This is a genomic window from Salinisphaera sp. S4-8 (assembly GCF_040361235.1).
Classification (GTDB): domain Bacteria; phylum Pseudomonadota; class Gammaproteobacteria; order Nevskiales; family Salinisphaeraceae; genus Salinisphaera.
Genome location: NZ_APNF01000004.1, coordinates 132766 through 155869 on the forward strand (window position 1 = coordinate 132766; position 23104 = coordinate 155869).

The window sequence follows — 23104 nt, forward strand, 5'->3', positions numbered from 1 at the left end:
GGGCGCGGCCAACTGCGCTACGGTAGCGCCTCATACGGCATGCGATGCGGGAGGGGCGCGCGATGCGGGTTACGGCGACTGTCGTTTTTGCCACGATGTGGCTGCTCACAGCGTGGACGATCGCGAGCGCCCAGGCGCAGGACAGCGACTATGCCGCCGGCGCCGCCGCTTTCGCGCGCGGCGATTACGCTAAGGCGCATGCGATCTGGCAGCCGCTGGCCGCAGCCGGCGATGTCGCCGCGCAATATGGCGAGGGCTTGTTGGCCGCCAACGGCTGGGGCACGCCGCGCGATATGCTGCGAGCCCAGCATTTCTATACCCGCGCCGCGGAGCGCGGCCACCCCGGCGCCCAGTACAATCTCGCGGTCATGAGAGATACGGGCAACGGCGTGCCGCGTGATGCTGCCCAGGCCGCCTTCTGGTACACGGAGAGCGCCCGCCAGGGGCTGGCCGTGGCCGCCTATAATCTGGCCTTGATGACCCTGGCAGGCGACGGCCTGCGCCGCGATCCGGCGCGCGCCGTCGCCTGGCTCGAGCGCGCCCGGGCCAGCGATCGCGCAGCGTTGATCGCGGCCCTGCCGGTGGCTTCGGTTGGTGTGGGCTCGGCGCATATCCGGCGTACGCCGGGCCGCGACGGCGAAATCGTGGCCAGCGCCGAGCGCGGCGAGCAGCTGCGGGTGCTTACACAGCGCGGGGGCTGGGCCGAAGTCTGGCAGCTGGGCCACGAGGGCGCGCCCGATACCGTCGGCTGGATTGCGCAGCGGTTGCTGGTCGATCCGCCCGATCCGAGCGCCCGGCCACTGCGTCTGGATCGCTACGAATTCGGACCATTGACCGATCTGGATGCACGCCGCGTGCGCCGTGCCGGTGAGGTGCAAACATCTACGGTGGCTCGGCGTGGCGCCAACAGCGCGTCGGGCTCGCCGGACCGTTTATTACGCAATACGGGCTGGCTGGCCGGTCTGGATAGTATCGATTTCGGCACGCCGCCCGCAGCCGATTCGGCACGGGTGGCGGCCGCGTTGCTCAATGTACGCCGTGCGCCCGCACTCGATGCGCCAGTCGTCGCCCAGTTGCCGCGCGATACGCGGGTTAAAATCATCGAGCGGGCGGCGGGTTGGCGTCGTATCGCGCTGGCCGACGGTGACAACGGTTGGGTGGCGGCATTCCTGTTGGAGGAAACGCCGATGGGCGTCGATATCGATGGGAGCGCGCGCACGGCCCGTATCGGCGCATCGAATGCGAACCTACGTGCACAGCCGTCGAATCATGCGCCGGTGCTCGGCCAGCTGCATCGCGGCGAATCGATACAGATCGTCGACGAGCGTGGCGGCTGGCGGGAAGTTCGCTTTTCGGGCACGCCGGGCCGTGGCTGGGTGGCCGCGTTTCTGATTGCCGGCGAAATTACCCCGCCGGAAAAATCAGCACAGCGGGCCGCGGTGAGAGTGGGCGAAAGCGGCGGTTAACGGCATAGGATGTATGGAAGCTTTGATTGAAAAACGCAGCGCATGGCACCGCCCATGGCTACCGGTGTTCGTGGCACTCGCGATGATGCTGAGTCTGCCGGCCTTCGGCGATGACTTCTCGGACGCCATCACGGCTTACCAGAGAGGTAACTACGACGTTGCCCACGATCTCTGGGCGCCCCTGGCCGAAGACGGCGATGCCCGCGCCCAGTTCAATCTGGCCCTGCTTTATGCCAATGGTCTGGGCCGTGCCCGTGATCGCGAAACGGCCCGCCGCTGGTTTCAGGCGGCCGCCGAGCAGGGCAATGTTCAGGCCCAGTACAACCTGGCGCGCATGCTGCAGGCCGGGGACGGCGTGCCCCGCGATATTGCCGCGGCCCGGCGCTGGTACGAAAAAGCCGCGCGCCAGGATTTCGCCCCGGCCCAGAACAATCTCGCCCTGATGTATCTGGAAGGTCAGGGTATGCCCCGCGATCGGGCGAGCGCGGTGCGCTGGTTGAGCCGTGCGGCCGACGCCAGCCCCGAGGCACGTAACAACCTCAACGGGCTGGCCGTGCGTCTGCCGGAGGTTCGGGTGATGGCGAGTCTGGTCAATCTGCGTGCCGGGCCCTCCATGCAGTCGCAGATTCTCGATCAGGTCAGCCGTCAGGACAGCGGTGTGCTGCTCGACCAGCGTGCTGGCTGGTCGCGGGTCTGGTTCGTCGACTACGACAGCATCGGCTGGATCGCCGACCGGCTGATTACCATCAACCGCAAGGACGCGGCCGATGAGGGCGACGAACGCGTCGCCGCCGACGAGGGGCCGACGGAATCGGCGCCCGAGACGAACGGCGGCGATGATGTCGGCGCGACCACCGAGGCCGCGCAATCGCCGCGTAATCCAAAGCGTATTGCCGATACCGAGGGCGACACCAATACGGACGGACAGACCGAGGCGCAGCCGGCGACACCGGCCGGGCCCTGGTATACGGTCGCCAGCGGCTCGGCCGAACTGCGGGATGAACCGCGCACCGATGCGTCGGTGCGCGACCGGTTGGCCTATGGCACGTCGGTGAAGCTGCTTGAGCAACGCCCGGGCTGGCGACGGGTCGAGCGCGCCGATGGCGACGCGGCCGGCTGGGTCGGCGCGTTCGTGCTCACGCCGGACGACGCCGCCAATGCGCGTCACGCCGTCGAAACCGAGGCTCGTGCGCAAGCCGAAGCCCAGGCGCGGGCCGAAGCCAATAAGCAGGCCGAGGCCTCGGCCCCGCGCAGCAGGCCGGACGTTGTGGGGACCGGCGGCGGCTGAATGCCCTCGTGCCTATGCCCTCACGAGTGCGTTATACCGTTTGAATACTGCAGTATCAGAGGAGAATCGATGAGCGAAGGACCGGAGTTGGAGGATTCACCGTTGAGCGGCCCGCTGACTAGCGGGGGGCGACAAGTTGAAATTCAAATTTATCGGTTGAAAGGCGACCAAGCGTGGACGCTTGAAGTCGTCGATGAGTACAACAACTCGACGGTCTGGGACCAAACATTCGCGTCAGATTCGGCCGCGCTCGCAGACGCGAAAAAGGCAATACTGGAGAACAGCATCGGCGCGTTTATTGGCCCGGAAGACGGAAAGCCAAGCAGTGACTGGCGTTAAATCGACGACGTATAACAGTTCGCTGTAGCCGACCGCCCAAAGCGCGGCCGCGCTTTGGGTTTCCTCCGCAGCCTGCAGCTGAGCTTCGGCGATGGGCGCTATCAGGCCGATGAATCCTCGGGTATCGGCATGCGCATGATGTAGTCGTCCATCACGAAGCCGTGGCCGATGGATTTCACATCCTCGCGCTCGATATCGAAACCGGCATGTTGATACATGGCCACCGAGGCCGCGTTGTGCCGGTTCACGCGTAGATAGAGCATCGTGGCGTCGAGCTCGGCCGCGGTATGGGCTGCCCAGTCGATCAGGCGCCGGCCGATCCCCTGGCCGCGATAGGCCGCCAGAATATAGAGCTTGTCGAGCCAGGCGCACCGGCGCGTCTGCGCATCGGGGGACACGCCGGCAAAACCAACCGCTGTGTCGTCGATCCAGGCGAGCACGAAACGCGTGCCGGCGTTCTGCTGACGCTCAAGGGTGGCCATGTCGTACTGGGTGGCGAGCATGTACTCGATCTGGGCGCGGCTGATGATGCCGGGGTAGTGCTCATACCAGATACGATTCGCCAGTTCGGCCACGCGGTGGTGATCGATTGCACGGGTGGCTGGCTGTAACAGGCACTGGGTCATGGTGCGTCGCCGTCTTGGCTCGAGGCCAAGCGCTCGCGGATCGCGCCCGCGTAATGGGGATCGGCCAGCAGGGCACGCCCGCGTCGGCTTTCGCGCAACCGGGTTTCCAGCCAGCGCAGTCGCCGGTTCAGTCGTTGCGACTGGCCGCTGTCGGCATCGGCAGTGCGCAGCAGATCGTGGATATCACGAATCTCGCGTTTTGCTTCGATCTCCGGCGGGACGAAGCCGGCGTTCTTGAGCAGCCGGTAGCCGGCACGCAGTTCGGGCGGCACATCGCGGGCCGTATCGCGCGGCAATGGTTTGCCGGCGCCTGCAAGGCGGTCGAACTCGCCGCGTTCGGCGGCGGCTTTGATATGGGCGTCGGCAAGACGATCGAGCAAACTCATGGCGATTCTTTCATGTCTGTAAAAGTTCGGCAGTGAGGCGTGAAAACCGACGTGCCCGTGAACTGGTCCACGTTCAAAGGCGGCAAGTGGTCCGCGAATGAACGCCAATACACGCGAATGAAAGACCGTTTGCGTAACAGGCGCCGCGTCACGCCAGCCGGTTTCTTTGCGCTTGATTATGGGCAAAGTTCAGCATACGGCTTGAGGTGCTGATCCGTCACCCTTGCGCCGATCTTTCGTTTCGCCGTATTCGCGTGTCTTCGTGTCCATTTGCGCAGAACCTGTCTGCTTGAGACAAGCCCACTAGTTGGCACACACAAGCAAGAAGCCATTTATCCGCAGATTGCGCAGATTACGCCGATTTGTTGATTCGGCCGTGGTGGGCGATCGACCGCATGGGTGTTTTGACTGGGGTGGCACTAGCGGTAAGCAAAGGTCCGCAGATCGACGCAGATCGACACAGATCACCGAGATCGGAGATAGGGCATCGCCGTCGTTCGCTGTCGTCTGCGGATTGCCTTTCGCATGCAGCGCGAACAGCAGAGCCACGGCCTTCGAGCGATTTGTCTTTCGCCTTATTCGCGTTCATTTGCGGACAACCTGCCTGCTCGAGCCAAGCCCACTGTGTGGCATACATAAGCAAGAAGCCATTTATCCGCAGATTGCGCAGATTACGCCGATTTGTTGATTCGGCCGGGGTGGGCGATCGACCGCATGGGTGTTTTGAATTGGGTGGCAAGAGCGGCAAGCAAAGGTCCGCAGATCGACGCAGGTCACACAGATCAAACACAGGGCATCGCGGTCATTCGCTGTCGTTTCGCGCAGCTGCCGCGCTTGTTCATCTGCGCAACCTGCGGTTCCTTTTGAACAACGAAGCCATTGCTCAGCTGATTACGGAGTCGCGATCGTCTGGCACAGTTGCCGAGCGTCGGCGCCCCGCGTGTACGGGCCGGCTTTCGTCAGTTTCGTAAAATGCGGGTTTTCGTGGTGGCGTGCGTGCCACCGACGAACAACAGGACGTGACGGCAAGGATATTTTGATGACGGAATTTCTCGCGCCGGCGCTGGACGGCGCCGACTTCAGCGATCGCGTCGAGGCCAATGGTCTGGAGCTGGCCTACGAGCAGTTCGGCCGCGACGAGGATCCTGTGCTGCTACTCATCATGGGTCTGGGCACACAGCTGACCGGCTGGCCGGATGCCTTCTGTCGTGCATTGGCCGATACCGGTTTGCGCGTGATTCGTTTCGACAACCGCGATATCGGTCTGTCCAGCCAGCTTGGCAGCCGCGGCCCGCGTTATGACGGCGCGCGCAGCGCTTTCATCAAGTCGCTGCTGGGGCGGCGTATTCGCACCGCCTACACGCTCGACGACATGGCCGCCGATACGGTGGCGCTGATGGACGCGTTAGGTATCGAGCAGGCACATCTGGTGGGCGCGTCGATGGGCGGCATGATCGCGCAGCTGGTGGCCGGTCACTATCCGCAACGGGTGCTGACCCTGACCTCGATCATGTCGACATCGGGCGCGCGCCGGCTGCCGCGCGGGCGCTTGAAAGTGCTCTTGCGCCTGGCCAAGGCGCCGAAGAACAAAGACCCGGACACCGTCGCCCGGCACATGGCCAAAACGATGCGCATGATCGGCAGCCCCGACTACGGCCGTACCCTGGAAGACTGGACCAGCGAAATCCGGCGCAACGTCAAGCGCAGTTATCGGCCGGCGGGCACGCGGCGACAGATGCTGGCGGTCATGGCCGCGCCCTCGCGCGTGGAGATGCTCGGCCAGATCACCCAGCCCGCGCTGGTCATCCACGGCAAGGCCGACCCGTTATTGCCGGTCAAGAACGGCCGCGATACGGCACGGCATCTGCCCAATGTGCGCTACGAAGAAGTCGAGGGCATGGGCCACGATCTGCCGCCGCGGCTGCTGCCGTTGTTCGTGGAATGGATCGCCGAGCTGGTGCACGGCGATAGCGACGCGGGCACGGTCGATTCGTTGCACGCGGACTAGCCGAAATCGAAGCCGTGCTGGTCGCCGGCGGCGGGCGGCGGCCGAAACTGGCTGCTGTCCAGGGCGATCCGCCGCCGCGCGCCGATGCCGGCGCGTCGACAGGCCAGTTCGAAGCGCCGGGCGATGAGCTGGGCATAGACGCCGGTGCCGCGCATACGCGTGCCCCAGTTCGAATCGTAATCGCGCCCGCCGTGCATTTGCTGAATCAGGCTCATGACATGCGCGGCGCGTTGCGGGTAATGCGTATCCAGCCACTCACGAAACAGATCGGCAATGCCGTGTGGCAGCCGTAACAGCACATAGCCGGCGGTTTGCGCGCCGGCGGCCGCGCCCTGTTCGATCAGCGCTTCGAGTTCGTGATCGGTAATCGCCGGAATCACCGGCGCGACCAGCATGCCCACCGGCACGCCTGCCTCGCTGAGCGCGCGTATCGCGCGCAGGCGTTGCTGCGGCCCCGCCGCGCGCGGTTCCAGACTGCGTTTGATGGCGGGGGCCAGACTGGTCAGGCTCATCATCACACTCACCAGATTGCGCTCGGCGAGCGCCGCGAGCAGGTCCAGATCGCGCTCGATCAGACGGCCCTTGGTGATGATCGATAACGGCTGCTTGTAGCGCAGTGCCACGTCCAGCAGTGCGCGGGTCACCCCCAGCTGTTTTTCGTCCGGCTGGTAGGGGTCGGTATTGGCGCCGAGGGTGATCGGTTCGCAGTGATAGTTCGGGTCGCGCAGCTCGGCCTCGAAGCGCTCGGCCGCGTCGGCCTTGTAGTAGATCTCGGTTTCGAAATCCAAGCCCGCCGAATGGTCGAGGTATTCGTGCGTGGGCCGCGCAAAGCAATAGATACAGCCATGGCTGCAGCCCTTGTAGGGGTTGATGGAGGCATCAAACGGCACGTCCGGCGAGCTGTTGCGGCTGATCACCCGCCGCGCCGGGTCGGTGTGCAGGCGCGTGGCCGGGCGTTCGATGTCTTCGAAATCCAGGGTTTGCCAGCCGTCGTCGAAATCCACGGCATGCGCGCTGGCAAAGCGTGACACGGGGTTGGTCAACGCACCCCGGCTTTTGTGATGGATGGGACGATGCGGCATGTATAAACTGTATGCATGAACAGTTTATTCGGCAAGGGGCGTTTTGGTGATGTATGCCACGGTGTCGTCTATGTTTGAGCAAGCGGTTTGTGTGCCAATGAACGCGAAGACATGCGAATAAGCTGAAAGACAGATCGCGCGCCCGGGTGGGCTGCGCAACTTTGGACATAATCAAAAGCGGCGTTGGCGCGGCGTATCGCTAGGGCGCGATCACTTCGCCGGCCCAGTCGAACAGCTGGCCGCTGTCCTCGGGGGTAAGACGCGCAAGCACCGCCAGTAGATGCTGTGCGGCCCCCGTCGCTGTCTGCAACTGTTTTTCGGGCACGTTGCGTTGAAAGGGCGCGGACAGGCCGGTATCCACCGTGCCGGGATGCAGACCCACGCAGATTAACTGTTTGGAGCGCCGGCCAAGCTCGATGGCCGCAGTGCGGGTGAACTGGTTCTGGGCGGCCTTGCTCGCGCGATAGGCATACCAGCCGCCGCGCCGGTTATCCGATATCGAGCCGACCCGGGCGGACAGGCTGGCGATGACCGCGCGATCACCATGCGTGAGCAGGTCGTGAAAATGCTTGATCATGAGCAACGGTCCGGCGGCGTTGACCGTAAACGCGCGCATGAGATGGGCCGGGTCGATATCGGCGAGACGTTTTTCCGGCCACAGGCCGTGGTCGTCGTGCAGCAGCCCGGCACAGATCATCAGCAGATCGAGCCGATCGCTTATCTGGCCAACCTGCTCGCGCGCGGCTGCGATGTTGTCTTCATCGCCTATATCGAGCGCAACGATCTGCACACGGTCCTCGCCTTCACGTTCGGCCAGCGCATGCAGCCGATCGGCGTTGGCTGGCGTACGCACGGTGGCGATCACCTGGGCGTGTTCATCGTCTTCGAGCAGCCGTTCGACCAGCGCCAGGCCGAGACCGCGTCCGCCGCCCTGGATCAGATAGTGCTTTCGTTGCATTTTCCCTCCATTTTCTTTTGTATCGGCCGCTAACCTGTATAGGGTGCGGTTTACGCCCCAGGCATCGAAACAGTTGATGCGCGCAGGGCTTGTTGCGGTCTTCGCCGGAATCGGGCGGCCAGGCGCTTGCGTTTTTTGTCCGTATTTATGCGGATGGGCCCATTCGTTTGGTTTGGATCAATGCCGGGCTGTGTACGCTGTGACAGCGGGCTTCGTTAACGTGGCGGTGTAAGCGCGCCGCGGGGAAAGGATGAAATCGTCGACGACGGATATGGATAGTCCGAATGCCGGGGCCGGTCAGGGATCGGACACCGCGGACGGCGCCCCGACGCGGCGGATTCAGCGCCAGATCGACCGCGGTTTCGTACGCCTGTACTTTGCGCGGCCGCTAGAACACGATTTTCACGATTACCTTCGGCATTCCAGCCGGCTGAGCCGTGCCAGTCTGATTTTTCTATCCCTGATCGGCGTATTTAGCTGTGCGCTGATTGATGTGCCCTGGCTCGGTCTGCCCTACGAGCTGGTCGGCGTGACTCGGTTCATCCAGTTCAGCGTCATGATTCCGATGACGCTGGTGTGTCTGTACCTGTGTCTGCGCCGGCCGACCTCTACGGTAATGGAACTGGGCATGGCCCTGCTATTCGTGGTGATTTCCGCGAGTTTTCTGGGCTTGCGCGTCGTCTATGCCCGGGCCGGATTCGAGCTGCCGCTGGAGCTGATTGGCGTCGCGGCGGTGGCCATGCTGTGTCTGTCGCGAATCCGCTTCTGGTTACAGCTGGCGTTGCTGGCGTTCGTCATGACCAAGGTGTTCATGGTCGAGGCGTGGTTCGTGCCCATCGACGGCGCCTACGATATCTACACGACGGCCCTGCTGGTGGTCGTGGCAGTGATTGCGGGTTATTCCTCGGAATACACGATCCGCGCGACCTGGCTCAATGCCAGCTTGCTGCGCTATACGTCCCGCCTGGATCGGCTGACCGGCCTGCTCAATCGCCATGCGCTGGAAACCGCGCTCAGCCATGCTCACGACTACGCGCGGCGCGAGCATAAATCCTATGCCGTGGCGATGATCGATATCGATGCCTTTGGCGCCTACAACAACTATTACGGTCACCAGCACGGAGATGTGGCGCTCCAGCAGGTGGCCGATGCCCTGGCCAACCATGCCCGTCGTCCGCTGGATTTCTGTGGCCGTTACGGCGGCGAGGAGTTTCTGCTTTTATGGATGGACTGCGGCTGTGAACAGGCCCGGACCCTGGCCGAATCGGTGCGCGAAGTCGTCGAGCATGCGCAGATTCCCCACGCCCATTCGCCGGTGGCCGAGTGGGTTACGGTCAGCGTTGGCCTGTGTCATGTCGACGCCGAATTCGCCGAAGCGCCGACCGATGCCGTGCTGCGCGAGGCCGATCGCATGCTGTACGAAGCCAAGGCCAACGGCCGCAACCAGGTGGGCTATACGCGCTTTACGGATGACGCGCTGCCGGTCTAGTGAGCCGGTCTAGTGAATAAGCCAGCTCAGCACGATTACCCCGAACACGGTCCATAGCACCGTGGCGACCACGGCACGGCGCATGAGCGCGCGTACGGCGGCATAGAGCATGGCCAGTCCGATGACCAGGATCAGCAGGCTGAAGATCGAGGCATTGATGCCCAGCGCGCCGGTCAGCCCGCGTACGAAGCTGTCGATCGCGCCGTAGAGGTTGTCGAACAGCCAGGCCAGCGCATCGACGATGAAACGAATGGCGGCGCCGAGCTTTTCGCCGATCCAGTGAAAGATATTGTCGCTATCCATGCGCATGGCGCCGGTTGATTCAAAAGCGGTTGCAGTCGGCCAGTGTACCGGTAATACGCATCAATCACGCAGCATGGGGCCAGCGTGCACGCCGGCACACGCCGGCGTGCACCTGTAGGGGCCGGGCGGCCGCGCGGTCAGTCGTCGGTTTTCTTCTGGACTTCCTGGCCGGCTTTTTCGATATCTTCGCCCGCACCGTGCAGCGTATTGGTACAGGCCGCGAGCAAACCCATCGAGAACACGGTCAGGGCCAGCAGGCCAGCGAGTGTGGATCGAGTCATACGGTACTCCGGGTTGATAGGTCGACGCGACGATGCGCCTGTATCGCCGTACGTCGACTGAACAGCGAATATAGGCGATTGGCGGCGGTAAGAACCAGGCCCTAACGCGGCGGCAACACACGATCGTGCAGAACACGCCGCAGCACGAAGCTCGAATGCACGCCGGATACACCCTCGATCCGGGTGATGTGTTCCAGCAACAGGCGCTGGTAGTCGTCCATATCGGTCACCGCGATGCGTAGCTGGTAGTCGGCTTCCTGGCCGGTGATCAACAGGCATTCCTGCACCTGCGGCAGAGCCGCGACCCGGGCCTCGAAATGTTCGAAGCGTTCCGGTGTGTGCTTGTCCATGGAAATCAGCAGCAGCGCGGTCAGCCCGTAGCCAAGCGCGCGGTCGTTCACACGGGCGTGATAGCCGGTAATGATGCCGGCCTGTTCGAGCGCGCGTACCCGACGCAGACAAGGCGAGGGCGACAGATTCACCGCCTCGGCCAGGTCCTGATTGCTCATCCGGCCATCGGCCTGGAGTAATTCGACGATCTGGCGATCGAAGCGATCCAGTTCCACGTATTCACTGCGATTTTTCACGATGCGCAACTCAATGACCGTTTGAGAAAGATTGATAGCAGAAAATTGCGTATCGCGCGAGGATTCACCGTTTTTGGCAATCGTGTGTCGTAGCGTAGGCGTTAAACTAACAACCCGGCAGTTGCGCGAGCGCGGCTGCCCAGACCATGCGATCAGCCGAGGACAGATCATGAGCCGTTTCGACCACCGCAAATATCGCGCAGCGCCCCGCGTGTCGGCCTTCAACCGCACCTGGCCGGATCGCGATCTCGAAAAAGCCCCCATCTGGGTGAGCGAAGACCTGCGTGATGGCAATCAGGCGCTGCTCGAGCCGATGACGGTCGAACAAAAGCAAAGGCTGTGGAAGCTGCTGGTGGATGTCGGCATCAAGGAGATCATGGTCGGCTTTCCGTCGGCCAGTCAGCCCGACTACGACTTCGTGCGCTGGTTGATCGACGAAGATCAGATTCCCGACGACGTGACCATCGCCGCGCTCACGCAGTCGCGCGATCATCTGATCGACCGCACCTTCGAAGCGCTGGAAGGCGTGGACAAGGCGATCATCCATCTCTACAACTCCACCTCCACAGTGCAGCGCGAGCGCGTGTTCGAGATGGACGAGGACGGCATTATCGATATCGCCGTCAAGGGCACCCAGCGGGTCAAGGAAAACGCCCAGAAACGCCCCGGCGTGCACTGGCGCCTGGAATACTCGCCGGAAAGCTTTTCCTCCACCGAGGTCGAGTTCTCGGTACGCATTTGTGAAGCGGTCATGGACATCTGGCAGCCTACGCCCGACGACAAGATCATCTTCAACCTGCCCAATACGGTGGAGCTGGCCGGTCCGCATCATCATGCCGACCAGATCGAGTATTTCTGCCAGAACATCAAGAACCGCGACAGCGTGATCGTGTCCGTGCATACGCATAACGATCGCGGCGGCGCGGTGGCCGCGGCAGAACTGGCCATGCTGGCCGGCGCCGAACGCGTGGAAGGTACGCTGCTGGGCAACGGCGAGCGTACCGGCAATATGGATATCGTGATTCTGGCCATGAACCTCTATGGCCAGGGCATTGACCCCGAGCTGGACCTGAGCGATCCCGACGAGATCATCCGCGTGGTGCACGAATGCACGGGCATTCCCTTGCACCCGCGCCACCCCTGGGTGGGCGAGCTGGTCTATACCGCCTTCTCCGGCAGTCATCAAGACGCCATCCGCAAATCGCTGCGCAAGCAGGGCGAGGACGAACACTGGCAAGTGGCCTATCTGCCGATCGATCCGCGCGATATCGGCCGCGATTATCAGGCCGTGATCCGGGTCAACAGCCAGTCCGGCAAGGGCGGCATGGCGTTTTTGCTGGAGCGCGATTTCGGCGTCAACCTGCCGCGCTGGATGATGCTCTCGCTCGCCCCGCATGTGCAGGCCGAAAGCGAGCGCGTCTCCGGTGAGCTGTCCAGCGGGCGCATTCGCGAACTGCTGTTCGAGCATTTCTCTCGCCAGGCCCCGTTGGCGCTGGTGGACTACGGCCTGCGTCGTGGCGAGGATGGCCAGACCCTGAACGTCACGCTCTCCGACGGGCGCCAGCGTATCGAGCTACAGGGCCACGGTAACGGCCCGCTGTCGGCCTTCATCGATGCCTGGCATCGCCATACCGGCGAAGAGATCGCGGTGGCGGATTATTCCGAGCATGCGCTGTCGGCCGGCAGCGATGCCGATGCCATCGCCTTCGTACAGCTGCGCAAGGATACGCTGCGGATTCCCGCGGTCGCCGAAGACAGCGATACGGTGAGTGCCGCGCTCAAGGCGATTATTGCCGCGCTCAACCTCTCGCGTGAGGAAGACCAGACCGGTCAGCGTGGCGGGTTGACGGCGCTAGCCAGCTAGGGCCAGCCAGGGCCGCGTCTTAAGAGGGCGCGCTTGAAAGCCGCCACGGGCCGATCGCCTGTGGCGGCTTTTTTGTGTCTATAGATAACGCATCCATGGTTGTGGCGAACGCCGTTTGAGCCGGCCGAACCAGGCACAGGCCAGCCCCAGCGGCGGCGCGAGCAGCAGGGCGATCAGCCACACATGGCCCATGTTCGCCACGCTGAACAAACTGCCCTGGTTGGCACCAAAGTAGGCCAGCGCGCCCAGGTTGAGCAGGTGCAACACGTACAGATGCAGCAGGTAGAAAAACAGCGGCGCGCCGCCAAAGACGGCCAGCATGCGAGCCGCGCCGGCGGGCACGCGCTCCAGCACGGCCAGTAACAGCGTGCCGATGCCGAGGGTGAACAGAACGAAATCCGCGGAGGGCGGGTATTTGGTCAGGTTAAAGAACGACATCGCCGTGCGCAGCCCGGTATCGCCGGCCTGCCAGGGTACGGGTTCGCCGTAGCCGTTAAGAACGCGTAGCACGACGAACGCCGCCAGTAGTCCGAGACCCGTGGCCCAGAGCAGGCGCGCCCGGGTGATCGGGTCGCGGTCCTTGGCGAACCACGGGCCCACGCTATAGCCCAGCGCGATCACGCCGATCCAGGGCAGCAGCGGATAGGAGGTCTGGGCCGCGATGCCCAGCGGCAGATCGATCAGGCCGCGATCGTGCAGGATCGTCCAGACCACATAGCCGAATTCGTCGGGGGCGAAGGCGATCGGGTCGAGCAGGTTATGGCCCAGTACGATGACGGCGCCCACGGCCGCGAGCACGCCGCGAGGCAGGTGCACCAGCGCGGCCAGCGCGATCATGCTCAGGCCGATCGCCCAGATCACCTGCAGATAGAGTTTTTCCGGGGGCAGGGCGAACGTCCAGGCGAAGTTCACCAGGGTGAGTTCCAGCACCACCAGGAACAGGCCGCGCTTGAACAAGAACGCACTCACCGCCGCGCGGCTGCGTTGGGCGCCGTAAAGCCAGGCCGACAGGCCGGTCAGCGCCACGAACACCGGCGCGCACAGATGCGCCGCCAGGCGCGAGAAATAAAGCGCCGGCGTGACCTCGTCGACGTTCACCGGGTCCGACACCTGCGCATGCAAAAAGAAGAACTCGCGGGCGTGGTCGACCAGCATCAGCAGCATCACCAGCCCGCGCAGGGCGTCGATGGACTGAATACGCGAACGCACGGCCGTGCGGGCCGGGGTATCGAACGGCGCGGTGGCCGTCGCGCCAACCGATTGATTCATGAGCGCTTCTCGAAAAAATCGCTATGTTATATCATCTTTGGTCGGCGCGGGTAGCTCGTTGTCGGCGGCAACTACAAGGTGCGCTCAGCGCTCGAGATTGGTGGCGGTCACCGGCGCCGCGTCGTTGCCCCAGCTGCCGCGGATATAGGTCATGACCGCGGCCAGATCGCGCCCGTCCAGATCGTAGAACGGCGGCATGCCATGCGGGCGCGGATTGCCTTGGGTGGCGGCGGCGAACCCGCCCTGGCGGATCATGTTGGCAGCGTTGATCGGGTTGTCCATCGTCACCACCCGATTGCCGGCCAGGGCTGGCGCGCCGTGGCGGCCTTCGCCGTTGTCGCCGTGACAGCCTGCACAGCGATCGGTATAGATGGCCTTGCCCTCGGCCATGGCCTCGCGTCGTCCGTTATCGCTCAGACGAATCAGACGCAGCGGCGACTCCACCGAGACCGGCGGAATCGACTTCAGATAGGTCGCCATCGCGCGTGCGTCGTCGTCGTGCATGTATTGCAGGCTTTCGAAGACCACATCGGCCATGGGCCCCATCATCGCGGCATGTTCGCGTTTGCCGCTTTGCAGGAAGGCCGCGGCTGCGGCCAGATCGAGCTGTTGCAGCCCCGCCTGTTCCGGGTCGGCCAGGGGCGGCGCATACCAGCCGTGGATCATGGCGCCGGGCGCGTCGGGGTCGTCGTCGGTCGCGCCCAGGGTCGCCCGCGCGCGATGGCAGGCATCGCAATGGCCCAGCCCGGCCACGAGTTCGCGACCGCGGTTCCAGTCATCGCTTTGCGCCGGGTCGGCTTCGATTTCGCCGGCATCGAAATACAGCATCTGCCAGACATTGAGCAGGCTGCGATAGCGATAGGGAAAGCCCAGCTCGTGATCGGCGTGGCGCTGCTCGACTGCCGGCACGCTCTGCAGATAGGCATAGATCGCGTCGATATCCGCGCGCGGCACGTGCGTGTAGTTCGGATACGGGCAGGCCGGGTACATCGGCGAGCCGTCGGCACGTTCGCCGTTATGCAGGGCGTTGTAGAAGTCGTCCGCGCTCCAGTCGCCGATACCGGTGGTTGTATCGGGGGTGATATTGGGCGTGACGAAGGTGCCGTAATCGCTGGCCAGGGCCAGGCCGCCGGCGAAGTTCTCGCCGCCCGGCGCGGTATGACAGCCGGCGCAGTTACCCAGCCTGGCCAGATATTCGCCGCGTTCGAGCGTGGCCTTATCGGCCGCGTTCGCCGTGCCGGCCACGAGTGCGAAGGCCAGGCCGGTCAGCATCAGAATACGCTTGCTCAACACGATCAGGACTCCGGCGCAGGGACACTGCCGCATTCCAGCGGCGGATCGACCACGGCGGTTTCCAGCGCGCGCGTATCCGCCGGGATCGGCTGCGCGGCCAGCCAGGCCGCCACTGCTTCCACATCGCGGCCGTCGAGACGTTGGGTGATCCTGGCCATGCAATCGGGCGCGGCCGCGTGGCGCGTGCCCACCTGCCAGGCACCGAGCTGGGCCATGATGTATTGACGGGGCAAGCCGATCAGCGCGGGGGTGTTCGGCTCGACGCCGGTGAGGCGCTGGCCGTGGCAGGCGGCACAGGCCGGCACGCCGGCCTGTTCGTCGCCTTCGTGTACCAGCTGCTCGCCGCGGCGTGCCAGCGCATCGCTCGGCGCCGCAGCCGGGGCGGGATAGGGCACATGCTGATCGGCGAAATAATGCGCGATCTCGTAGAGATATTCGTGCGACAGATGCGCCACCATGTGGTTCATGCTGCGGTTGCGGCGGCGGTAGTCCTGATAATTGACCAGCTGGTTGTAGAGATAGCCAGCCGGCTTGCCGTGGATACGCGGCACATAGCCGTCTTCGAGTTCGAGGCCTTTGGGGCCGTGGCAGGCGGTACAGGCCTCGACACGGTCGGCCATCGCATCGTCCGAGGCCGTGTCGTCGTGCGCGAACGCGCCGGGGCTGGCGGCTAAGGCCGAAACCAGCAAAGCGCCAATAAAAAACAGCCGAATAACGGACACCGTGGCCATATCCTCGCGTCGATAGGCGGCCCGCGGGCCGCGTTTGCGCGCCATTATCGGTGTAGCGGCGCCCATGACCAAGCCACAGTGGGTCATCAAAACCCATAACAGTTGGGCCGCCGACGTTTTGTTATGCAAAAAGCATCAAAACTGTGGCTGGTGGCGCGGCGCTTGCGCTGGACAATGAAAGTCAGGTTCCTGCGTGAGTCGAAATACGTCATGAAATCGACCGATCGTTGTTCATCGGCGGATGAATGCCCGGCTGGCCAGCACGCACCGCGCTGGTGGCAGGTGGTGTTCAGCGTGGCCGCCGCATTCTTCGGCGTGCAGAGCTCGCGTGTGCGCCGACGCGATTTCAATCACGGCCGGCCCATGCATTTCATTGTGTGCGCGCTGCTGATGACCGGCGCTGCGGTGCTGCTGTTCTATGCCGCGGTGCGCCTGAGTCTGGCCTATCTGGGCTAGCGGCCCTAGGCCCAGCGGGCGATGACTTCGCCCAGCCGGGCGATGCCTTCGGCCAGTTCGTCAGGGTTCGGGTGGCCATAGTTCAGGCGGATATGCTGGTCGAAGGCCGGCCCGGTGGAAAACAGCACGCCGGGCGCGATCGCTACCCCCGCGGTCAGCGCGCGGCGGTGGAGTTCGGTGGCCTCGATGCCGGCCGGCAGGCGTAACCACAGCACATAGCCGCCGTCCGGGCGGGTGAATTCGATGTCGGCCGGCAGATGCGCCTGCAGCTGTTCGATGAGTCGATCCCGGCGACGGCACAGCTCGGCACGCAGCATCGTCAGATGAGGGTCGTAGTGTGTACCCTGCAAATAATGGGCCAGCCCGATCTGGGCCGGCAACGAGGCGGCCAGCGTACTTTCGAGCTTGTAGCGCAGAACCGTCGTCGCATGGCGGCCGGGCATCGCCCAGCCAATGCGATACCCCGGGGCGAGGCTTTTGGAGAACGTGCCGCAGTGCAGGACATTGCCGGTGGTATCGAAAGCGCGCGCCGGCGGCGGGCGTTGACCGTCGTAATACAGCTCCGCATAAGCATCGTCCTCGATCAGCGGGATGTCGTATTCGGCCAGCAGTTCCACCAGCGCTTTTTTACGTGCCGCCGGCATCAGCGCGCCGGTCGGGTTTTGAAACGTGGGCATCAGCCAGCAGGCGGCCGGGCGCTGGTGCTGGATACAGGCACGCAGCTGTTCGAGATCGAGCCCGGTGGCGCTGTCGATCGGCAGTTCGACGGCGCGCCGGCCCAGGCGTTCGATCGATTGCAGTGCGCCGTAGAAGGTGGGCGACTCGATGAGCACGGTATCGCCGGGGCGGGTGACCGCCTGCAGGCACAGATTGAGCGCCTCCAGCGCGCCGTGGGTGATCACGATCTGCTCAGGATCGACCGCCTGGCCATCCAGGTGATAGCGAATCGCGATCTGGCGCCGGAGTTCGGCGTTGCCCGGTGAGAGATCCTCGACGCTTTGGTGCGCGTCCAGATCGCGCAGGCCACGATAGACCGCACGCCGCAGCCGCGCGAGTGGAAACAGCCGCGGGTCCGGAAAGGCCGATCCCAGCGGGATCAACGCGCGCGAACGGCTGGCATGGAGCACGTCATGGATCAGCCGGCTGCGATCGACGGCCACGGCCTCGGCGGGTGGCGCCACCGGTGTTGGCATCGGGCGTTGCGGATAGCGTGGGCCATGGTCGCTGACGTAATAGCCCGACCGCGGCCGGGCATCGATCAGGCCACGGGCCTCGAGCAGTCGGTAGGCCTGTAACACGGTCGATACGCTGAGCTGGCGCCGGCGGCTGACTTCGCGTACCGAGGGCAGGCGCTCGCCGGCCGGTAGTGCACCGTTGGCGATCAGCGATTCGATTTCGTCGGCGTAGTCGATATAGAGCGTCATGGCTGTTGTCTGCGCTCGTTGGCGAACTCACGTGCCAGGCCAGCGATTTCGCAGTATAACCATCGCTGTAGCGCGTATCGCAGCTACGCACGGTTACGGATAGCGCCGCCGCGGGCTGCGCGCTACCGTGGCGCGCTGTTGAAGTTCGCACGCGGTGCGCCGATAGGAGATCGTATGGCCCAGACGGATCAGGACAACCAGGCGTCATCCGACAACGACGTGATGCGTCTGTTCGAGCGACCGATTCAGGTGCGTTCGTTCATCATGACCGCGATTCTGGTCCTGCTGACCCTGTATACGCTCTATTTCGCGCGTTTCATCTTCATTCCGGTCGCCCTCGCGCTCATCTTCAACCTGTTGCTCGGGCCGCTGGTCACGCGCATGCAGCGTTGGTACATCCCGCGCTGGATCAGCGCCATGCTGCTGATCGGCAGTTTCGCTGCCATCGTCATCTACGGCTGCTACACGCTCATGGGGCCCGCGCAGTACTGGATCAAGCACGCGCCGGAAGCGTTCACCTCCTTCGACGAGAAGACAACGCAGCTCCAGCAGCAGATCCAGGAGATGAACGAAAGCACGGAGAAGATCAAGGAAGCGGCCACCAAGATGATCGGCAAGGCCGCGAACCAGGGTCAGACCATCAGCATTAACGAACAGAGCCTGCGCGACCAGATCGTGACCAATCTGCAATGGTCCGGCGGGATTCTGTTCATGACCCTGATCATGCTCTATTTCATGCTGTGCGGGCGTGGCTTCGTGTTCCGAAAATTGCTCATCATGACGCGAACGGGGCGAAGTCGGCGCAATGCGGTACGCATCGTGCGGCATCTGCAAAGTGATATAAGCCGTTATCTGCTCACCGTCACCGTCATCAACACCCTGCTTGGCATCAGTGCGGGGCTGGTGTTATGGCTGCTCGGCCTGTCCGATCCGGTGCTCTGGGGCGTGCTCGTGGGCGTGCTCAATTTCGCCCCCTATGCGGGCGCGGCGATCTCGCTGGCGGCGATTACGCTGGCCTCCTTTGCCACCTTCGACACCCTGGGGCACGTACTGGCCGCACCCGCCGCCGTGTTCGCGCTCAACGTGCTCGAGGGTAATTTCGTGACCCCGGCCGTGCATGGCCAGCGTTTCGAAATGAGCCCGTTGATGGTGTTCTTCGCGCTGTTCTTCTGGGGCTGGCTGTGGGGCGTGGCCGGCATGCTCATGGCGGTACCGTTGCTCGTGGTCTGCAAGGTCACCTTCGATCATATCGAAGAGCTGCGTCCGCTCGGCCGCCTGCTCGGGCGTTAAGCGTTTTCGACCTGATCGACCAGACGGGCGAGTAGTGCACGGCTTTGCTGCAGCTCGTCGAGCTTGCGGTCGAGCGCGGTCAGTTCGTTCGCCAATGTGGCGCGCACGCGATCGCAGGGGTCGAAACGCGGCCCGTCGTCGACCAGACACGGCAATAACACGGCCACGCTGTCGAGCTTGAGGCCGGCCTCGTTGAGTTGTCGCACGAGCATCGCCTGGCGCAGATCGGCTTCGCTGTATTGCCGGTAGCCGGCGCGACTGCGACGCGGCGAGAGTACGCCCCGGCTTTCGTAGTAACGCAGCATGCGCTCGCTGATACCGCTGCGTTTTGCGAGCTCGCCGATATGCATGGTTCCGCAGGTGTTGACCTTGACAGTACTGTCAGGGCGCAGGATCGGTTCGTCAATCACCCGATGGATCGTCACCATGTCGTCTTCGATCAAATGCCTGGGCCTGCTGTTGCTGGCGGCCTGTGCGTGCTTTGCGCAGGCTGCGCCGGCCGAGAGCAGCCGACCGGCGCAGCCGCTGGTTTTCATCATCCACGGCTATGCGGCCACACCGGCCGACCACTGGTTTGGCTGGCTCGAAACCGCCTTGACCGAGCGCGGGATCGAAGCTCGGCGTATTGCCTTGCCCGACTCCGCGGCCCCCGATCCCCGGGCCTGGGCCGAACGGCTCGATCCGCTGACCCGCGATGTGCAACGCCCGGTCTATTTCGTGGCCCATAGCCTGGGTGGGATCGCACTGCTTGCGGCGTTGCAGCGACGTATCGATGCCGACCCGGCGAGCGCGCACTGGGCGGGCCTGGTGCTGGTATCGGCATTCGCCGAGCCATTGCCCGCGTTGCCGCAGCTCGACGCCTTCGTCGAGGCGCCGGTCGATTTCGACGCGATACACGCGGCTGTCGATCAGCAGCGGGTGATATCCGCCCGCGACGATCCGATCGTGGCGTTTACGCACAGCATGGCGCTGGCCGAGCGGTTGCAGGCCCCGTTTTTGCTGGAACCGACGGGTGGCCATTTTCTCGGCCGCGACGGCTATACGCGGCTGCCCGTGGTGCTGGCCGCCCTGCGCGATATGATCGACGCGGATGATGATCGGTTGTCGTGCAACGCCAGGAAATAGCCGGGCAGCATCGCAGCCCGCTTAGAGCACCTTGCCGGGGTTGAGCAGTCCGGCCGGATCGAGGGCATGTTTCATGCGCTGCATGAGCGCGATCTCGGCCGGGCTGCGCGAATAATCCAGGAACGGTTTCTTGAGCAGGCCGATGCCGTGTTCGGCCGATATCGAGCCGCCGTACTCGCGGACCAGCCCGTAGATCACCCGTTCGACGGCTTCCAGCGGTTGCGGCTGTTCGTCGATACTCACCGACAGATGCACATTGCTGTCGGCGATATGGCCCCAGCTGAGAATGCGTGCTGCAGGCCATTGCATGGTCAGCGCGGCGTAGGCGCGTTCGAGGAATACGCCGATATCGCCGATCGGCACGCTGATATCGAAATCGATACGCGGCGAGAACACGCGGCTGAATTCGCCGGCCAGGCCGCGTAGTCGCCAGAGTCGTTCGCTGTCGTTCAGCGACTGGGCCAGCACCGCGTCCGTGATGAGCCCTTCGGACAACGCGCTGGCTATCGTTTCTTCAAAGCGGGTCTGATCGGCCTCGGCATCGGTGCCGAGGGTGTCGAGCAGAACATAGGCGCTATGGTTATCGTCCAGCGGCGGGCGCATGTCGTGGGCTTCGAGCGCGAGCCGATAGAAATCCGGCCACATCACCTCGAATGCCGATAGCGTGGGCCCCAGCCGTGCTTTTGCATGGGCCAGAAATGCGAGCAGCGCGTCGTAGTCCGATACCGCGCACAAGGCGGTGGATTCGCTCGTGGTGGCCGGAAACAGGCGCAGGACCGCGCGCGTGATGATGCCGAGCGTGCCCTCGCTGCCGATGAACAGATGCTTGATGTCGTAGCCGGCATTGTTCTTCTGCATCTTGTTGAGCGAAGTCACCACGCTGCCATCGGCCAGCACCACTTCCAGGCCCAGCACCAGATCGCGGGCCATGCCGTAGCGCAATACGCGGTTGCCGCCGGCATTGGTGGCGATATTGCCGCCGATCTGACAGGAGCCGCGTGCGCCCAGATCCAGCGGGAAGAAAAGGCCGGCCTCGCTCGCGGCCTGCTGTACGCGCTCCAGCGCGACGCCGGCCTGGACGGTCATGGTGGCGGCTGCCTTATCGATTTCCTCGATGGCGCGCATGCGTTCGAGGCTGACGATCACACAGCCGTGGCTGGGTGTTGCGGCCCCGGTCAGGCCGGTCAGCCCGCCCTGGGTCACCACCGGGCAGGCATGGTGCGTGCAGATTGCGAGCGCACGGGATACGTCGTCGGCATCCTGGGCATAGACCAGCGCGGCGGGCTGTTCGTCACTGGCAAGGGCCACGCCCCAGTCGCTGCGATGACCAACAGGGATGTGCTCGGGTGCGATCACGCGCCCCGGTGCGAAAGCGGATTGCAGGTCGGCGAGAACGGACATGGGGCGAATTCCTTATGCTCGTGCGGTCATCGGTCGGGCACCGTGCGGTACGCGTCCAGCCAGCGAATGGGCGGTGCGTGCCGGTCGGCTAGCTCAAAAAACGCACATACAGGTAGCACAGCGACAACACCGCCAGCGTGACGATCGCAAGGCCACTCCAGGCGTTGAGTAATGCCGAGGGCCGATCCGATGGCGCGACCGATACGCCGTTGATGGTGAAGTGATTGAGCGCGGCCAGCAGCGGGCTGATAACGGCGGACGTGATCATCGCGAAGTTGATGAACAGCCAGAAATTGCTCATCAGAAAATACAGAATCAGCACCGCCAATACCGACAGGCCGGCCATGGCCAGATACAGCGCGCCCTGGTGCTGGCCGGCGCGATTCTGCGCGGGCTGCGGGGCGTCGTCGTCGCGGCCCAGGCTTTCGAACACGGCCACCACCACGCGCGGAAAACCGTCGAGTACGGTCAGCAGCGTGGTCAGTAGCACCGTGAATATGGAAATGCCGACCACGAAGCCGCTCCAGGGCCCCAGTGTGGCCACATACAGATCGACCACCTGGCTGGCAAAGCCGACCGAACCGGTGGCCAGATTGATGTTCTGGCTGTGCAGCACGCCGGCGCCCATGATCACGAAACAGGCGGCAATCAGCGCCGAACCAATATAGCCAATATCGAAATCGGCTTTTTCCTGCCGGCTGTCGGCGCGCATGCCGTTGGCATCGTTGCGCGCGAGCGACCACAGCGAGTTGACGATCGAAAGCGACAGCCCGGACGGCATGAAGCCGAGCACGGCCACAAGCGTCACGAAGGTGGTGTGGCTAAGCAAGGGCGAAACGGCCGTACTGGGGTAGAAGCTCCAGTCCACGTTCGGCAGCGCCAGCGCGGTCGCAATGAGCGTGGTTACGCTGAGAATGGCGATGAACAGCTTGTTGACGGCATCGACAATGGCATAGCCGCCCGCATAGATGATGACGCAACAGGCCACGATCAGCACCATGGCAAGCGTTGGCCCGCTCAGGCCGATCCCGAGCAGGTTGCCACCCACGCCCGCGGTGGTGATGGCAATCGCGGCCACGATGATCGCGAACACCGGTATCTGGACCAGCCCGAACAGGGCCACCACCGATTTACCAAAGGTCTGGCGATAGCCTTCCACCAGCGAATTGCCGGTCTTGCTCGCATAGAGCGGACCGAAATAGAAGCAGGGATACTTGATCAGGATCGCCAGCAGGATAAACGCGAGCAGGCCGGTGCCGTAATCCGCGCCTGCACGCGTGGCCTGTACGACATGTGAGGTGCCGATGGCCGCGCCCGCGAACAGAAAACCCGGCCCCATCGCCGCCAGATAACGCGATCGGCGGGGGTTCGCCGCGCGGGCGGCGTTCGATGACGTCGATGGCTGGCTGTGTTGTTCACTCATTTTCTATCTCCTCGA

General features: G+C 63.9%; 23 protein-coding genes. 9 read left to right on the forward strand and 14 right to left on the reverse strand.

What is annotated here, in order from left to right; all coding sequences use genetic code 11:
• Positions 1 to 95: 95 nt before the first annotated feature.
• The 3 genes from S4A8_RS07475 to S4A8_RS07485 all read left to right on the forward strand — a co-directional run bounded on the left by S4A8_RS07475 (position 96) and on the right by S4A8_RS07485 (position 3093).
• On the forward strand, positions 96 to 1466 hold the full coding sequence (locus tag S4A8_RS07475) for an SH3 domain-containing protein (RefSeq protein WP_353219674.1): 1371 nt from the start codon (positions 96 to 98) through the stop codon (positions 1464 to 1466).
• Between the two features lie 13 nt (positions 1467 to 1479).
• Positions 1480 to 2754, forward strand: coding sequence for an SH3 domain-containing protein (locus S4A8_RS07480; protein WP_353219675.1), 1275 nt, complete (start codon positions 1480 to 1482; stop codon positions 2752 to 2754).
• A 69-nt stretch (positions 2755 to 2823) separates the two neighbouring features.
• On the forward strand, positions 2824 to 3093 hold the full coding sequence (locus tag S4A8_RS07485) for a hypothetical protein (protein WP_353219676.1): 270 nt from the start codon (positions 2824 to 2826) through the stop codon (positions 3091 to 3093).
• 101 nt (positions 3094 to 3194) lie between these two features.
• Here the strand turns inward: S4A8_RS07485 and S4A8_RS07490 are convergent, their stop codons facing one another.
• Entirely contained in the window at positions 3195 to 3719 is a 525-nt protein-coding gene (locus S4A8_RS07490; protein WP_353219677.1) for a GNAT family N-acetyltransferase, read from the reverse strand.
• Positions 3716 to 4105: a DnaJ family domain-containing protein gene (locus S4A8_RS07495; protein WP_353180954.1), complete on the reverse strand. Its 390-nt coding sequence runs from the start codon at positions 4103 to 4105 to the stop codon at positions 3716 to 3718. Before S4A8_RS07495 ends, S4A8_RS07490 begins: the two co-directional genes overlap by 4 nt.
• Before the next feature lie 1039 nt (positions 4106 to 5144).
• Between S4A8_RS07495 and S4A8_RS07500 the strand changes: the two genes are divergently transcribed.
• The gene (locus S4A8_RS07500; protein WP_353219678.1) at positions 5145 to 6113 is read left to right on the forward strand and encodes an alpha/beta fold hydrolase; all 969 of its coding nucleotides are present in this window, start codon (positions 5145 to 5147) and stop codon (positions 6111 to 6113) included.
• Here the strand turns inward: S4A8_RS07500 and S4A8_RS07505 are convergent.
• Both S4A8_RS07505 and S4A8_RS07510 read right to left on the reverse strand, forming a co-directional pair.
• Complete coding sequence (locus S4A8_RS07505; protein WP_353219679.1) at positions 6110 to 7195, reverse strand: PA0069 family radical SAM protein; 1086 nt, start codon at positions 7193 to 7195, stop codon at positions 6110 to 6112. The genes S4A8_RS07500 and S4A8_RS07505 overlap by 4 nt on opposite strands.
• 199 nt (positions 7196 to 7394) lie before the next feature.
• The gene (locus S4A8_RS07510; protein ID WP_353219680.1) at positions 7395 to 8153 is read right to left on the reverse strand and encodes an SDR family NAD(P)-dependent oxidoreductase; all 759 of its coding nucleotides are present in this window, start codon (positions 8151 to 8153) and stop codon (positions 7395 to 7397) included.
• A gap of 250 nt (positions 8154 to 8403) precedes the next feature.
• Here S4A8_RS07510 and S4A8_RS07515 point away from each other — a divergent pair, with 250 nt between their 5' ends.
• Complete coding sequence (locus tag S4A8_RS07515; RefSeq protein WP_353219681.1) at positions 8404 to 9642, forward strand: GGDEF domain-containing protein; 1239 nt, start codon at positions 8404 to 8406, stop codon at positions 9640 to 9642.
• 9 nt (positions 9643 to 9651) lie between these two features.
• On the opposite strand, the gene S4A8_RS07520 is transcribed toward S4A8_RS07515, so the two are convergent.
• The 3 genes from S4A8_RS07520 to S4A8_RS07530 all read right to left on the reverse strand — a co-directional run bounded on the left by S4A8_RS07520 (position 9652) and on the right by S4A8_RS07530 (position 10792).
• Positions 9652 to 9945 carry a hypothetical protein gene (locus tag S4A8_RS07520; RefSeq protein WP_353175672.1) on the reverse strand — a complete coding sequence of 98 codons (294 nt, stop codon included), beginning with the start codon at positions 9943 to 9945 and terminating at the stop codon, positions 9652 to 9654.
• Between the two features lie 137 nt (positions 9946 to 10082).
• The gene (locus tag S4A8_RS07525) at positions 10083 to 10226 is read right to left on the reverse strand and encodes an entericidin A/B family lipoprotein (protein ID WP_353175670.1); all 144 of its coding nucleotides are present in this window, start codon (positions 10224 to 10226) and stop codon (positions 10083 to 10085) included.
• Between the two features lie 101 nt (positions 10227 to 10327).
• Positions 10328 to 10792 (reverse strand): Lrp/AsnC family transcriptional regulator, encoded by a 465-nt coding sequence (locus S4A8_RS07530; RefSeq protein WP_353219840.1) that lies wholly within the window; start codon positions 10790 to 10792, stop codon positions 10328 to 10330.
• A gap of 190 nt (positions 10793 to 10982) precedes the next feature.
• Between S4A8_RS07530 and S4A8_RS07535 the strand changes: the two genes are divergently transcribed.
• Positions 10983 to 12677, forward strand: a complete 1695-nt coding sequence (locus tag S4A8_RS07535) for a 2-isopropylmalate synthase (protein ID WP_353219682.1) — start codon at positions 10983 to 10985, stop codon at positions 12675 to 12677.
• A gap of 78 nt (positions 12678 to 12755) precedes the next feature.
• Here the strand turns inward: S4A8_RS07535 and S4A8_RS07540 are convergent, their stop codons facing one another.
• From S4A8_RS07540 to S4A8_RS07550, 3 genes are all read right to left on the reverse strand, one after another.
• Entirely contained in the window at positions 12756 to 13946 is a 1191-nt protein-coding gene (locus tag S4A8_RS07540; protein WP_353219683.1) for an acetyltransferase domain-containing protein, read from the reverse strand.
• Positions 13947 to 14030: 84 nt separating this feature from the next.
• Positions 14031 to 15239 carry a c-type cytochrome gene (locus S4A8_RS07545; protein ID WP_353219684.1) on the reverse strand — a complete coding sequence of 403 codons (1209 nt, stop codon included), beginning with the start codon at positions 15237 to 15239 and terminating at the stop codon, positions 14031 to 14033.
• Positions 15240 to 15241: 2 nt separating this feature from the next.
• Positions 15242 to 16015, reverse strand: a complete 774-nt coding sequence (locus S4A8_RS07550) for a c-type cytochrome (protein WP_353219685.1) — start codon at positions 16013 to 16015, stop codon at positions 15242 to 15244.
• A 165-nt stretch (positions 16016 to 16180) separates the two neighbouring features.
• Here S4A8_RS07550 and S4A8_RS07555 point away from each other — a divergent pair, with 165 nt between their 5' ends.
• Positions 16181 to 16426: a DUF2970 domain-containing protein gene (locus S4A8_RS07555; protein ID WP_353219686.1), complete on the forward strand. Its 246-nt coding sequence runs from the start codon at positions 16181 to 16183 to the stop codon at positions 16424 to 16426.
• Positions 16427 to 16431: 5 nt separating this feature from the next.
• Here S4A8_RS07555 and S4A8_RS07560 read toward each other — a convergent pair whose 3' ends face one another.
• Positions 16432 to 17850 (reverse strand): aminotransferase-like domain-containing protein, encoded by a 1419-nt coding sequence (locus S4A8_RS07560; RefSeq protein WP_353219687.1) that lies wholly within the window; start codon positions 17848 to 17850, stop codon positions 16432 to 16434.
• Between the two features lie 174 nt (positions 17851 to 18024).
• On the opposite strand from S4A8_RS07560, the gene S4A8_RS07565 reads away from it, so the two are divergent.
• Positions 18025 to 19140 (forward strand): AI-2E family transporter, encoded by a 1116-nt coding sequence (locus tag S4A8_RS07565; protein WP_353219688.1) that lies wholly within the window; start codon positions 18025 to 18027, stop codon positions 19138 to 19140.
• On the opposite strand, the gene S4A8_RS07570 is transcribed toward S4A8_RS07565, so the two are convergent.
• A complete protein-coding gene (locus S4A8_RS07570) occupies positions 19137 to 19568 on the reverse strand; it encodes a MerR family transcriptional regulator (RefSeq protein WP_353219689.1) in 432 nt (143 codons plus the stop codon). The genes S4A8_RS07565 and S4A8_RS07570 overlap by 4 nt on opposite strands.
• Here S4A8_RS07570 and S4A8_RS07575 point away from each other — a divergent pair.
• Entirely contained in the window at positions 19567 to 20265 is a 699-nt protein-coding gene (locus S4A8_RS07575) for an RBBP9/YdeN family alpha/beta hydrolase (RefSeq protein WP_353219690.1), read from the forward strand. The genes S4A8_RS07570 and S4A8_RS07575 overlap by 2 nt on opposite strands.
• A 21-nt stretch (positions 20266 to 20286) precedes the next feature.
• Here S4A8_RS07575 and S4A8_RS07580 read toward each other — a convergent pair whose 3' ends face one another.
• Both S4A8_RS07580 and S4A8_RS07585 read right to left on the reverse strand, forming a co-directional pair.
• Positions 20287 to 21666 (reverse strand): FAD-binding oxidoreductase, encoded by a 1380-nt coding sequence (locus S4A8_RS07580; RefSeq protein WP_353219691.1) that lies wholly within the window; start codon positions 21664 to 21666, stop codon positions 20287 to 20289.
• A gap of 88 nt (positions 21667 to 21754) precedes the next feature.
• On the reverse strand, positions 21755 to 23089 hold the full coding sequence (locus S4A8_RS07585) for an NRAMP family divalent metal transporter (protein WP_353219692.1): 1335 nt from the start codon (positions 23087 to 23089) through the stop codon (positions 21755 to 21757).
• Positions 23090 to 23104 lie beyond the last annotated feature (15 nt).

Coding starts and splice junctions, on each gene's coding strand:
- S4A8_RS07520 (WP_353175672.1), bottom strand. CDS start 9,945: ATGGATAGCGACAATATCTTTCACTGGATCGGCGAAAAGCTCGGCGCC.
- S4A8_RS07495 (WP_353180954.1), bottom strand. CDS start 4,105: ATGAGTTTGCTCGATCGTCTTGCCGACGCCCATATCAAAGCCGCCGCC.
- S4A8_RS07585 (WP_353219692.1), bottom strand. CDS start 23,089: ATGAGTGAACAACACAGCCAGCCATCGACGTCATCGAACGCCGCCCGC.
- S4A8_RS07575 (WP_353219690.1), top strand. CDS start 19,567: ATGTCGTCTTCGATCAAATGCCTGGGCCTGCTGTTGCTGGCGGCCTGT.
- S4A8_RS07500 (WP_353219678.1), top strand. CDS start 5,145: ATGACGGAATTTCTCGCGCCGGCGCTGGACGGCGCCGACTTCAGCGAT.
- S4A8_RS07560 (WP_353219687.1), bottom strand. CDS start 17,850: ATGACGCTCTATATCGACTACGCCGACGAAATCGAATCGCTGATCGCC.
- S4A8_RS07555 (WP_353219686.1), top strand. CDS start 16,181: ATGAAATCGACCGATCGTTGTTCATCGGCGGATGAATGCCCGGCTGGC.
- S4A8_RS07525 (WP_353175670.1), bottom strand. CDS start 10,226: ATGACTCGATCCACACTCGCTGGCCTGCTGGCCCTGACCGTGTTCTCG.
- S4A8_RS07570 (WP_353219689.1), bottom strand. CDS start 19,568: ATGGTGACGATCCATCGGGTGATTGACGAACCGATCCTGCGCCCTGAC.
- S4A8_RS07475 (WP_353219674.1), top strand. CDS start 96: ATGTGGCTGCTCACAGCGTGGACGATCGCGAGCGCCCAGGCGCAGGAC.
- S4A8_RS07480 (WP_353219675.1), top strand. CDS start 1,480: ATGGAAGCTTTGATTGAAAAACGCAGCGCATGGCACCGCCCATGGCTA.
- S4A8_RS07490 (WP_353219677.1), bottom strand. CDS start 3,719: ATGACCCAGTGCCTGTTACAGCCAGCCACCCGTGCAATCGATCACCAC.
- S4A8_RS07505 (WP_353219679.1), bottom strand. CDS start 7,195: ATGCCGCATCGTCCCATCCATCACAAAAGCCGGGGTGCGTTGACCAAC.
- S4A8_RS07515 (WP_353219681.1), top strand. CDS start 8,404: ATGAAATCGTCGACGACGGATATGGATAGTCCGAATGCCGGGGCCGGT.
- S4A8_RS07510 (WP_353219680.1), bottom strand. CDS start 8,153: ATGCAACGAAAGCACTATCTGATCCAGGGCGGCGGACGCGGTCTCGGC.
- S4A8_RS07540 (WP_353219683.1), bottom strand. CDS start 13,946: ATGAATCAATCGGTTGGCGCGACGGCCACCGCGCCGTTCGATACCCCG.
- S4A8_RS07565 (WP_353219688.1), top strand. CDS start 18,025: ATGGCCCAGACGGATCAGGACAACCAGGCGTCATCCGACAACGACGTG.
- S4A8_RS07535 (WP_353219682.1), top strand. CDS start 10,983: ATGAGCCGTTTCGACCACCGCAAATATCGCGCAGCGCCCCGCGTGTCG.
- S4A8_RS07550 (WP_353219685.1), bottom strand. CDS start 16,015: ATGGCGCGCAAACGCGGCCCGCGGGCCGCCTATCGACGCGAGGATATG.
- S4A8_RS07485 (WP_353219676.1), top strand. CDS start 2,824: ATGAGCGAAGGACCGGAGTTGGAGGATTCACCGTTGAGCGGCCCGCTG.
- S4A8_RS07580 (WP_353219691.1), bottom strand. CDS start 21,666: ATGTCCGTTCTCGCCGACCTGCAATCCGCTTTCGCACCGGGGCGCGTG.